This window comes from Methanosarcina sp. DH1 (genome assembly GCF_020804205.1).
In the GTDB taxonomy this organism is placed as follows: domain Archaea; phylum Halobacteriota; class Methanosarcinia; order Methanosarcinales; family Methanosarcinaceae; genus Methanosarcina; species Methanosarcina vacuolata.
Genome location: NZ_WJBJ01000016.1, coordinates 78,334 through 89,481, shown reverse-complemented (window position 1 = coordinate 89,481; position 11,148 = coordinate 78,334). Strand labels below are relative to the sequence as shown.

10 protein-coding genes and 1 pseudogene are annotated in these 11,148 nt (G+C 37.9%); 6 read left to right on the top strand and 5 right to left on the bottom strand.

Features of this window, described 5'->3' with window-relative positions:
- A pseudogene (locus FXW07_RS07815) lies at positions 1–675 on the top strand (ISNCY family transposase); the annotation flags it as partial.
- A gap of 518 nt (positions 676–1,193) precedes the next feature.
- Here FXW07_RS07815 and FXW07_RS07810 read toward each other — a convergent pair.
- The 3 genes from FXW07_RS07810 to FXW07_RS19515 all read right to left on the bottom strand — a co-directional run bounded on the left by FXW07_RS07810 (position 1,194) and on the right by FXW07_RS19515 (position 4,447).
- Positions 1,194–1,952: an ion transporter gene (locus FXW07_RS07810; protein WP_229394956.1), complete on the bottom strand. Its 759-nt coding sequence runs from the start codon at positions 1,950–1,952 to the stop codon at positions 1,194–1,196.
- 390 nt (positions 1,953–2,342) lie between these two features.
- Positions 2,343–3,401, bottom strand: a complete 1,059-nt coding sequence (locus FXW07_RS07805) for a hypothetical protein (protein ID WP_229394955.1) — start codon at positions 3,399–3,401, stop codon at positions 2,343–2,345.
- A 344-nt stretch (positions 3,402–3,745) separates the two neighbouring features.
- Positions 3,746–4,447 carry an isoprenylcysteine carboxylmethyltransferase family protein gene (locus tag FXW07_RS19515; protein ID WP_229394954.1) on the bottom strand — a complete coding sequence of 234 codons (702 nt, stop codon included), beginning with the start codon at positions 4,445–4,447 and terminating at the stop codon, positions 3,746–3,748.
- Positions 4,448–4,663: 216 nt separating this feature from the next.
- On the opposite strand from FXW07_RS19515, the gene FXW07_RS07795 reads away from it, so the two are divergent.
- The gene (locus FXW07_RS07795) at positions 4,664–5,074 is read left to right on the top strand and encodes a PaaI family thioesterase (protein ID WP_229394953.1); all 411 of its coding nucleotides are present in this window, start codon (positions 4,664–4,666) and stop codon (positions 5,072–5,074) included.
- Positions 5,075–5,291: 217 nt separating this feature from the next.
- On the opposite strand, the gene FXW07_RS07790 is transcribed toward FXW07_RS07795, so the two are convergent.
- Complete coding sequence (locus tag FXW07_RS07790; RefSeq protein WP_048121738.1) at positions 5,292–5,618, bottom strand: hypothetical protein; 327 nt, start codon at positions 5,616–5,618, stop codon at positions 5,292–5,294.
- A gap of 616 nt (positions 5,619–6,234) precedes the next feature.
- Here FXW07_RS07790 and FXW07_RS07785 point away from each other — a divergent pair.
- From FXW07_RS07785 to FXW07_RS07770, 4 genes are all read left to right on the top strand, one after another.
- Entirely contained in the window at positions 6,235–6,612 is a 378-nt protein-coding gene (locus FXW07_RS07785; RefSeq protein WP_048157087.1) for a 30S ribosomal protein S8e, read from the top strand.
- Positions 6,613–6,682: 70 nt separating this feature from the next.
- Complete coding sequence (locus FXW07_RS07780; RefSeq protein WP_048157085.1) at positions 6,683–7,174, top strand: Lrp/AsnC family transcriptional regulator; 492 nt, start codon at positions 6,683–6,685, stop codon at positions 7,172–7,174.
- Between the two features lie 80 nt (positions 7,175–7,254).
- Positions 7,255–8,436 carry an aminotransferase class I/II-fold pyridoxal phosphate-dependent enzyme gene (locus tag FXW07_RS07775; RefSeq protein WP_229394952.1) on the top strand — a complete coding sequence of 394 codons (1,182 nt, stop codon included), beginning with the start codon at positions 7,255–7,257 and terminating at the stop codon, positions 8,434–8,436.
- A 355-nt stretch (positions 8,437–8,791) separates the two neighbouring features.
- Positions 8,792–9,475, top strand: coding sequence for a DUF5591 domain-containing protein (locus FXW07_RS07770; RefSeq protein WP_229394951.1), 684 nt, complete (start codon positions 8,792–8,794; stop codon positions 9,473–9,475).
- A 518-nt stretch (positions 9,476–9,993) separates the two neighbouring features.
- Here the strand turns inward: FXW07_RS07770 and FXW07_RS07765 are convergent.
- The gene (locus tag FXW07_RS07765) at positions 9,994–11,088 is read right to left on the bottom strand and encodes a hypothetical protein (RefSeq protein WP_229394950.1); all 1,095 of its coding nucleotides are present in this window, start codon (positions 11,086–11,088) and stop codon (positions 9,994–9,996) included.
- Between the last annotated feature and the right edge of the window lie 60 nt (positions 11,089–11,148).

The following is an 11,148-nucleotide window of genomic DNA, read 5'->3' as shown; positions in this document are numbered from 1 at the left end:
TTACGGACTTTGATAAGAGAYAGCCCTGATATATTAAAGGAAATTTTTGGGGATAAGTTAGTCCATCAATATTGTTTAATGCACTTAAACAAGCTTATTGTTAGTGATTTCCCAAAAAATACAACMATTGAACAGGAATTATTGAAGTACAGGTTATTGAATATATTTTACAATCGAGAGAATGAAATTAAATTTCTGGAAGAACTTCTATCTGAAGAACCTAATCTAGTTAATAAAGAAGAAAAACATCAGGAATGGAGTAAAAAMGCAAAAAAGAAATTTTACAAGTATAGAAATGAATTAAAGCTTGAAAGAAGACGRAAAAAGGAAAATCTTCCAYTTAATAGTCTTGAAAAAGCAAAATATAACTTCAATAAATTAATGGAAAATATAAGAACATATGATGAATTGGTTCAAAAACGATTGTGGATGATCAATAAACACTGGCTAAATCTTACTTTGTTCCATTATCTTCCAGGAGCGCCGGCGACAAATAATCCTATTGAAAGTTATTATTCAAAAAGTCTAAAAACGGATAACAAGAAGCAGTTCAGGACTGATAAAGGAATTGAGAATCAGATCAAACTTGCTCAAATGAGAAGATTAAATTTGCTCAAGAAACCACAAAAGTCATTTCTGGAATTGTTCAGATTATTTACTCCATTTAAGCTTTAGTAAAAGATATTTTTGAGAGCTGAGTTAAGGATTAAGTAGCGGAGCGTATCGATTTTAGTCAAAAAATTCAGTGAAACAATTAACGGAGTAAAATAATTCTTTGGCATTCCTGCCAAAGAAATCATTTCTCAAGGATTATTACAGTTTATTTGAGCAGTTAGCAGAGAAAAGTGAAGTTTTAAGGACGGAAAAAATGAGAAATCACTAAATTATGAAACTGAGTCTATTTACAGCTTGTTTTATACAATTTTATTTTGTATAGCTTATTCTTTTGAGTTGCAATCTTTTTTGTTAAAAGACTTATTTCAAAACCTAATATATACTTAGTTCAAAGAGCGTTTATGCTGGCTCAGCAATTTGAAATTGCCCTGTCAATTTAAGGAATTGAATTAAAAAACGAATTTTAGGCTATGCAATAATCTGCAAATTTTATAGGTTTTTGCCTGATAAATAATAGCTCAGGAATTCGGAAAATAGATAAGAACCAGTAGCAAAAAAGATTGAGAACTTTTGCAAATCTACTTTTTTTCCCTTTCTGAAAACCTGTTAATTTTACTGGAAAGGCGCTGTACTTTGCTGCGCAGTTCTTCAATTTCTTTTGAGAACAACTTTTCACTTCCAACAAGAAGGCTTGCAAGGGCCGCAGTTACATAGACGAAAATGTAAAAAGCATAAGCGGATAATAGAAAGGCCAGTATCTTTCCTTCAATGGTTTTTGGCCAGTAATTGCTTCCTGCTGTAATCATAATCGTTGCTGTCCACCAGAGAGCATCCCGATAAGAAGTAAAACCTTGCCGCTCAAAATCATACATCCCCGCGGCTCCAAGTAGAGTTATCAAAGTCGTAAGCAGCAGGATATATCCCAAACCTCGCTGCTCTATTATCTGCCGGGCTGTTCTTAAACTCCGATAAAAAGAAGAGAGAACACTGGCCAGATGAAGAGATCTGACATGGCTTGCAAACATGACCAGCTTGAGTCCGCTAAATAGCTTAAGAATTCTCAATACAGGCAAAAACAGGGAAAGAGCGACAAGCCAGTTTTTCTTTAAATAATCCTTCTTTTTCGGGGAAACTACCAGTTCAATAAAAAAATCAATTATAAATATTCCCCAGATAAAAAAACTTAATGTCTGCAATGTAGATGAAAGACCAGACACTAAGTCGATAATAATAAGAATCAGCCATAAAATTGACAGCGACGTGAGAGGAAAATCAAAAAGAGAATCAATCTGGGAAAGTAATTCCATTCGTTCTTCTTTTAATTGCTCTTTATCCATGTTTTTATTCTCATCAATGTATACGATCACATGCAGATTAGTGTACTTCCATTGTAAAAAAGAACTATAATTATAATAAGTATTCTTAGGGCATTCACAGACTTATTGATAAATCTATTTTAGCCCGGAAGTTTGTTTGACGCCCGAATATTCAGTAAGAGCAAAATAGATCGGAAGGATGATTTTGGAAATCAGGCAAGCATGTCGAGTAGATAATGCACGATAAAAAACTAGAAAAAATGAGTAAAGAACTGCAAGTAATATATATTTGCAGCCTCTACTTCCTGAGTAGGATTTTCTAATCAAGCTGACAGGTAATCCTTTCCTTATTCATGCTTCATTACACGAACATTTTACTGCTCAATAGCTACTTCATACCCAATTTTTTGGTCATGCCCCCATGTTCTTAATCGTAGTTGTGTTTCCAGTAATGTTGCATGTAACGGTTCTGGTTATTATTTGAGTCATGTCATCCATATTTCGGATCATAATCTTTTTTCCGGTTACACCCATTTTTCCGTGCATTCTGGTCATGTTTCCCATTTCTCCGGCCATTCCAGTCATGTCCATATCCTCGAGTACAACTGTGCTTGCGTCCATTCCTCTCAGATAATCCATTTTTTCGGTCATTCCTGGCATAGTATCCATTTTTTCGACCATTGAGGTCATGTTATCCATATCTTTACATATAATCATGCCTCCGGTCATGTTACACGTCATGGGTCTGGTTATGTTTTCCATTTTTCCGGTTATGTTATCCATTTTTTCGGCCATTCCGGGAATGCTAAATATTTTTCCGGCCACTTCTTCCATACTGCCCATGTTTCTGATTATAATCATTTTTCCAGTTAGATCACATGTTATGGTTCCAGTCATATCTCCAGCCGCGAGCACATTCATGTTTTCCATTCTTCCGGTCATGTTCTCCATTCTTGTGGCCATTCCGGTCATGTTTTCCATATCTGTGGTCATATTGCATGTCACAGTCCCAGTCATGGTTCCGACCTTGACTATGGTCATGTTCTGCAGAGTTTCTGATATTCCGGACATGTTCTCCATTCTTGCGTCCATTACACCCATTTTGTCCATTTTTCCGAAAATAACCACTTTTCCGGGCATATTCTCCATTTTGCCGATTATAAGCGCTTTTTCGGTCATATTTCCAACGTCTTTGACTATGACTACTTTTCCGACTATATTAAATGTCATGGGTCTGGTCATATTCCCCATTTTGGTCATGTTCCCCATTTGTCCGCTTATATTATCCATACCTACCATAGCTGCGTTTCCGGTCATGTTGCAGGTAATGGTTTCATCGATATTTCCGGCAAGGATAGCACTCATATCCTCCATGTTTCCGGTCATGTCCTTGTCAGTCTGCGCTTGCACAGACACAATAGACAATGTCATGCATAACGCTAGCAGAGAAACGATTAATTTCATTTTCATTCTTAACCCCCGTATACGAGCTCGACCAGCAGGTCGATTATATATATTCAAATTAAATAAAATACAATTTAATATAAATTTAGTAAATAATAAACGGACCGCTTATAAATAATTAATCTCTATCAACTATACAGATTAGTCTGGTTTTAAGGGTCAGATGGCGTTTTAAAAGTAATTCTCTCTCACATATCCCCAGTGCTTATCTAAAAAATCAAAACTGCATTTCTGAATCTTATGTTCTGAATAATTATCAGGCATATGATCATGAAAATAGTTATGAAACTATTCTAGTTGAGAATAAAGTCGAGAATAAAGTCGAGAATAAAAGTGATTCTTTTAATTCCTCACCAGATAAACGGCACAAGCCGATACCTTACCTTCTTTGTGTATTCTCTATATTCTGGAAGCTCTTCGTAGAGCATCCTGTCTTCGAAGTATGTGCGGAAAACAAAAGCAACAGCAAGTAACAGTGCAGGAATTAAACCGTAAAGAGAGCCAATGACTAACGGAGCACAGCCATAATACAGTATCATGCCGGCATAGCCCGGATGTCGGACGATAGCATAAGGCCCTGTGATAACAGCCCTATGTTTTCTTTCCTTTTGGATGCGGACTGTAGTTTCAAAAAATCTGTTTTCGACCATTGCCCACGTTACAAAAACCCAGCCCACTATGAAAATTACCACGCCGACAGCTAGAAACTCCATTCCAAGGCTTGAAAGCTGAAACCTTCCCACATCAAGCCCGCACACAATAAACATTATGAAAAGAAATATGATATAAAGCACTGCAAACAGCTTATCCCACCACTTCATTTCTCTCCATCTCATTTCACTCCGTGCTCTTATGATCTCAGGATTGAGTTTAAGGAAAATAACCATGTTAAAGAGCACCGAGATGAAATAAAGGCTAAAGAAAAACCATGCTCTGGGCAGATCAATCATACCGGCAGAAAGAAAAAACGCTACCATAAACAAGAATAGGCCTGCAATAACCTGTACAGCCCTTTTGACAACTGCCTTCCAGAATAATGTATTTTTTTCCACCACTTCAATCCCAGGAGAAATTAGTTTTGGTGTTCAAAAAGATTTTGATAGTTGCATTAGGGGCTCGGCAGGAATAATAACTTCTAAAAATGAACTTTTAAAAATGAACTTCTAAAAATGGCAGATTCAGAAGTAAGTTTACATTCAGAAGAATAACTTTAATTAAAAATAAGCAGAATAGAGCACGACTTTACTGACAATAACTGGAGTTATTACATGAAAAATATTAAAGACTTTCTTAAGAATGACAATTTTGCTGCAATTTCAGGAATCGAAATTTTAGAAGCCTCTCCAGGATATGCGAAAGCTCGCATGAATATAGAGGAAAAGCACCTTAATGCCTTGAAAACCGTTCAGGGAGGTGCAATATTTACCCTTGCAGATCTCACTTTTGCTGCAGCGTCAAATGCTTACGGCAATGTTGCTGTTGCTATCAATGCAAATATTTCTTTTGTAAAAGCCGCAACAGGCAAGACTCTCATAGCGGAAGCAAAAGAAACCTCAATAAACCCCAAAATTTCAACATATACCGTAAATATAACTGATGATAAAGGAGATCTTGTAGCAATATTCCATGGTATGGGCTACAGGAAAAAGATTTCACTTGATGAGCTTTCCCGCATTTAAATCCAGAAGAGTTAATCTCCAGGACTTACGCACTTGAAGTACAGAATCAAGCACTTTAGGTGGTGTGACTTGTTTAGTGGTTTAGACAGTTGAAGGTTTGATGCTATTGATTTCTCAGTTCAACCGCGTAAGTCCCAATCTCAACAAATCAGCAGGGTACTAAAATGCGATCCAAGACTGACCAAAGGAAATTCAGGGGTTTTGGAGTGCGGAAAATTCACTCCAATTTATCAAAAATAATCTCCATTTTTCCCATTTCTCGGGCGAGATTCTTTGAAATCATGCCATTTTCGAGCCAGCAAGCGTTCATTACTGCTGCCGGGACAAGACAGGTAGGTGTAAGGGGCGCTTTAGCCGATTTCTGGCTAAGAATATTTTCGGGACCTCCCATAAGGTCTTTCATTTCCATATCAAAATGCGTGCCCCATTTTCGAAGTTTTTTACATGTAGACTTAATATGTATGTGAGTGCTCTTTCCCTCTTTAGTGGCAATTATCTTTGTCGTATGTCCGCATATTGTATTCAATGAAATCTCTGTAACCATTGGTATCTCTCCTCGTTATTTCCTGGAACGTCGGGTCCTTTTTCAGCATTAAAATTTAAATAGAACATTAATATTTTAACTTTAACCTGCAAACAGATTCATTCACCTTGGATTCATTCACCTTGGATTCATTCACCTTGGATTCATTCACTTTAGATTTATTTACCAGATTCATTCACTTTAGATTTATTTACCAGATTCATTCACCTTATTTTTATATAATTTTTAGCATATGCCTTTTTTCTTCGCCTGCACTTGTGAACTTACTATCATATTTTTATTTACAACTCTCTAAATCTAATATCCTTTTAAGGATACAGGCAGGGTGTAAAATTGAGTTTGATTCTGGCTAGCTGATCGCAAAGTTCTTATACGATTCTATTTGTATTGATTAGTCCATAGCAAATATGCTAGTTAGGTACTCCTGCTAATAAATTAATATATAATCAGAGCATAAGCGATAATTATACTTATACCTGACACGATCACCAGACCAGGATAATCAGGATTACAGTATATTTACAATCGGAAAGTACAGAATTACAATAGCAAAATACATAAATAATCATTAAAGATAAGCATTGATCACAATTTCAATACACAATGAGGTTTTAATATGAGATGGCAAGGTAGCTCCAGAAGAAAAGTGACTGGTGGGAAAGTTATTGCTGCCCGCGGAAAGCGCAAGTTTGAAATGGGCCGTGAGTCTGCAGAAACTCGTATAAGTGAAATAAAGAGGAAAAACGTTCACACTATGGGAGGCAACAGGAAGGTAAGACTTCTTCAGTGCGATATTGCAAACATAACCAATCCCAAAGACGGAAAAACCACTTCTGCTCCCATTGAGACAGTTATCGATAACGTTGCAAACAAACACTATATCAGGCGTAACATTCTGACAAAAGGTTCAGTAATAAGGACTCCTCTTGGAACTGCTAAAGTTACAAGCAGACCAGGGCAAGACGGAGTTGTAAATGCTGTATTAATTGAATAAATAAAATATGATTTATCCCCGAGACAAGGATTATTTGTCAAATTCCCATAATTTTGTGCCGGTGACCAACATGAATGAAAAGATTCGACATATACTGGAAATTCTTGAGAATGATGCACGAGCGAGTCCAGAGGAAATAGCATCCCTTACAGATATGTCTGCAGAGGAGGTTTCCCAGGCAATTGCAAAACTTGAAGACACGGGAGTTATCCGGCACTACAAAACCATAGTTGATTGGGATCTGGTCGGGGAGAACTACGTTTATGCCGTTATTGAGCTGAAGGTTACTCTCGAGCGCAATCAGGGCTATCAGGCAATTGCAGAAAGAATCTACAAGTTTCCGGAAGTCAGGTCAGTCAGGCTTCTATCTGGAAACTACGACATATCCCTTACTGTCCGGGGAAAATCGATGAAGGACGTGGCCTTTTTCGTAGCAGAGAAAATTGCAACCCTTGATCAGGTACAGAGCACTTCAACCCACTTCGTACTGAAAACGTATAAAGAAGATGGGGTCATTCTTCATGAACCTGAAACGATTCAAAGGCTACCAGTATCATCCTGATACGAGCCGGTTCAGAACCTGATATCCCTATCCGATTTTATGTTTCATAATACATATATACTTTTTAAAGGGTGTTTTGCTTGAGACCTTCATGTGATTCTTCTAAGTTTGTTGCCGACGTTGTGAAAGAAATTCCTCCGTCGGGAATACGCCGTTTTTTTGATCTGGTTTCCGGACTTGAGGATGTAATCTCCCTTGGTGTAGGAGAGCCTGACTTCATTACTCCGTGGCATATCCGTGAGATGTGTATTCATTCTCTGGAAAAAGGGCAAACTTCATATACCTCAAACTACGGGCTTCCTGAGCTCAGGGACGAACTTGCCAGAACTTATTACAGGCGTTATGGTCTGGATTATGACCCTTCATCCGAGATACTCATCACCACAGGTGTGAGTGAAGCTCTGGATATAGCAGTAAGGACAGTGGTCAACCCTGGCGATGAAGTTATTATCGTCCAGCCCTCCTATGTGGCATATGTACCTTCTGTTGTTCTTGCAGGAGGTAAGCCGGTTATCGTTTCCACCCACAGGGATGATGAGTTTAGCCTGACTGCAGAAGCCCTCAAACCTGCAATCACGGACAAGACAAAAGCAATAATTCTCAACTTCCCTAGCAACCCTACAGGAGCGATCATGACACAGGAAGGCCTCGAGGATATTGCCGACCTTGTTGTGGAGAATGATCTGTTTGTTATCTCGGACGAAGTTTACGAGTGCCTTACCTATGAAGGCAAGCATGTTCCGTTATCTTCCCTTGATGGCATGAAAGAGCGGACTGTGATGCTTAATGGGTTTTCCAAGGCTTATGCAATGACAGGGCTAAGGCTTGGTTTTGCAATGGGTTCTCCAGAGATTATCCATTCAATGATGATGATCCATCAGTACTCCATGCTCTGTGCTCCTATAACGGCTCAAATTGGAGCAATTGAAGCACTCCGTCACGGTAAAGATGAAATGGGGCGGATGATCCGAGAATATGACCGACGCAGGCATTTTATTGTCAGAGGATTTAACAGGATAGGGCTTGAATGCTGCAACCCTAAAGGGGCATTTTACGCCTTCCCTTATGTAGGAAACACCGGGCTCTCTTCCTCAACATTCGCAGAGCGCCTTCTGGACGAAAAGAAAGTTGTGACAATTCCAGGAGACGTTTTTGGTGAGGCTGGTGAAGGCTTCCTGCGCTGCTCCTATGCCGCATCCATAAATGACATTAGAAAAGCGTTAGATAGAATGGAAGACTTTGTTGACGGGTTAAAGCAATAAACTCAGAAAGTGATCTACAGTCACTTTTCAAAATTTTCATCAAATCTTTTTTACTCGGGTCTCTTTATTAACCTGTTCTTCATTATCTGCTTTATTGCTTAAAGTTCGATAGAACTTTGTGTTTTTTTGCGCATTTGCTCACATTTACTTATTTTTAATAATATTTGTGTATTTTTTACAACCTTTGCTCATTTTCAAGTATCGATGACAACTTCTGTTTATTATTCATTACTTCTGATTACTATACTCACATCCAATTCAATTTTTGAGACATTTCCAAAGCTCATAAAACCCTGAAACTGCCAAAGTTAGTTAACTATATATATAATTTCCAGGCTCAATTAGCTTGACGTTTATGAAACCCATTATTCCTGAAGATGAGCGTTCTAAAGAACCTCTTGACACTGATAGGGTAATTTATCACCCGGATATGATAAGGGCTAACGAATGGGTCCTGAACGAATATGAAGCTCCGTATAGGGAACTATGTATTTTTGTTCCCTGTGCCAAAAGGAAACCCTATCACGAAAGTCCCTCTCACAAAAAATTCGATCGAATAATCTTTGGGATTGCAAAACCTGAGGATGTGCATATAGTAACCTTCGGAACCTGTGGAATTACCCCCAGGGAACTTGATACGCAGTACCCTTTCATGCATTACACATTTATGATGGGCAAATGTAACGTGACGAAAATCAAAAGAGATTTTATAAAAATGGAAAGCGAAAGACTTGCCGCTTATCTTGAAAAGACAAGGGAGAATTACAAACACAGAATAGCTTACTGTATCGGAGACTTTCGGACTGCAATGGAAAAAGCCGTAGAAATGGTTGACATAGAAGTTGACATCGTGCCAAGAGAATCAACTATCCAGACTATGCTCCAGCCAGATAAGCCTTTTATCTATAACAGCCTCTCAACTAGAGAATATCTTCAGGATTTTTCAGACGCAATTACAGATGCTCTTAAGCTCCCAAAGAGAAAAGTAGGACTTAAAGAAGATCTATCAGTTGATGACGCTGATTGGTACCTCCTTTAAAATGAAATTTCTATTTTTCTCTTTCTCTTTCAATTTATATGTGTCATAATGTTTTTTGACTGTATCTTTTTGTATCTGAGAAAAACATCTTCAGGTGCCATATCTACATTTAATACGAGCAATATTTTTTCAGCTTTTTTCAGCTTTTTCCAGCTTTTTCATACTTTGTTGAACGTAGTAATGGCGATTTTATTTTCATCATATTGTTTATAGGAGGTGTATTCCTTTTCTTCACATCGGTCATCGGTTATGGAGTTTTCTTGCCAGAAAGCATCGATGTTGCATTCGAAGCCAGCCTGCTGGGCGTCCTTCTTAATAAAAGAAAGCCAAGAGAAGAGAATTAAAATAAGAAATGGGGGAAAGAAAAGGATGTTAAGATTCCTGCATCGATTAACAAGGATAACTAAACATTTACCAAGGTTTTAGTAGAAAAAATTAGATTTCGAAGACGTCTTCTTCGGAAATGCCGCTTTCCTGCGTGGAGCGTGACATACAGGACAGGATTCAAAATAAAGACATTAGAGCCATTTGATTTCATCTTCCTCATTTGAAGCTTTTTTTCTTGATACCCCTTTCCTTTTACCTTTTTTGCTTGAAAGGGCTTTTTCCTCTGGTTTCTCAGCGGGTTCTTCAATGTATTTTATAAGAGAGTCAAGGTTCTGTTTTATTTCATATTTATAACTTTTTGGAAGGTCGCCGTAATTTTCAACAGCTTTCAAAGTTTCCTCAAAATAGAACTTTGCAAGGGTCGGATCATTTTCAATGTAGACGGTCCCCATAATAAAATGCAGAGGGAAAAAGTTTTCATATTTTTCATTGAATTTTTGGTAAAAGTCCTGTATTTTTTCAAAATCATCCTTTTCCATAAGTTCCAGGACATAGGATTGAACAAGGTTAACATAATCCGGGCCATTTTCCAGTAAGAAATCAAATTTCTCATTGTCGTCCATTAAAAAGAAACCGGTTTCAAGATCTTCTGCCATCCTGTCATTTTCAAAAATTTCGTCTGGCCCCAGTACTTCCAATAAGCTTTCATCTTCAAAAAGATCTTCCTCATCAAAGAAATCATCGGTCATTTCTCTTTTCATGAGGAGCATATCAACCTGAGCTCCGGATACGCCCATTTTACTTGCAAATTTTTTGAATTGACTTTCGTATTTTTTCTCTTCATCCTCAGAAAAAAAGCCAAGCACATACGTAATCCACTTTATATAGGCCTGTTTGTCCTTTAGCCAGGACCTGTTGTCAATGACCCACAAAACGTAGTCAAGGACAAGGGTAAATTCATGGTCAGTAAGTGGGCTTTCCTCAAGAGGTTCAACCAGGCTATCTGCAATTTTCTTTTCAAGAGGTCTTTCAAAAAAACTAATTGGCTTGTTGCGGTTTAGCTTGATATTCTTCAATGCCTTTATGAAATCTTTGTCCGTTACTTTCCGGTTTTCGTTGTGGTAGTATTCGGCAATTGAAAACTCGATTTCACTCAGATATTCGCTGTACTCGTATTCATTCGTGTAAATGCTTTTTAGTTCCTTTATCTCCGGAGTATCCGGCACGAGAAACTCGGAAAGGGATAATTCATCTTCACCAATTTTGCGGTCTTCATCATGATCCATATGACTGCTATCTTTTTGGGGATTTATAACAGTTTCCATGTGTTTTCAGAACTGAGAAGT

Bases quoted from the DNA above. Each gene is read 5' to 3' on its own strand.
- FXW07_RS07790 (WP_048121738.1), bottom strand. From the start codon at position 5,618: ATGGTTACAGAGATTTCATTGAATACAATATGCGGACATACGACAAAG.
- FXW07_RS07780 (WP_048157085.1), top strand. From the start codon at position 6,683: ATGAATGAAAAGATTCGACATATACTGGAAATTCTTGAGAATGATGCA.
- FXW07_RS07770 (WP_229394951.1), top strand. From the start codon at position 8,792: ATGAAACCCATTATTCCTGAAGATGAGCGTTCTAAAGAACCTCTTGAC.
- FXW07_RS07795 (WP_229394953.1), top strand. From the start codon at position 4,664: ATGAAAAATATTAAAGACTTTCTTAAGAATGACAATTTTGCTGCAATT.
- FXW07_RS07765 (WP_229394950.1), bottom strand. From the start codon at position 11,088: ATGGATCATGATGAAGACCGCAAAATTGGTGAAGATGAATTATCCCTT.
- FXW07_RS07785 (WP_048157087.1), top strand. From the start codon at position 6,235: ATGAGATGGCAAGGTAGCTCCAGAAGAAAAGTGACTGGTGGGAAAGTT.
- FXW07_RS07805 (WP_229394955.1), bottom strand. From the start codon at position 3,401: ATGAAAATGAAATTAATCGTTTCTCTGCTAGCGTTATGCATGACATTG.
- FXW07_RS07810 (WP_229394956.1), bottom strand. From the start codon at position 1,952: ATGGATAAAGAGCAATTAAAAGAAGAACGAATGGAATTACTTTCCCAG.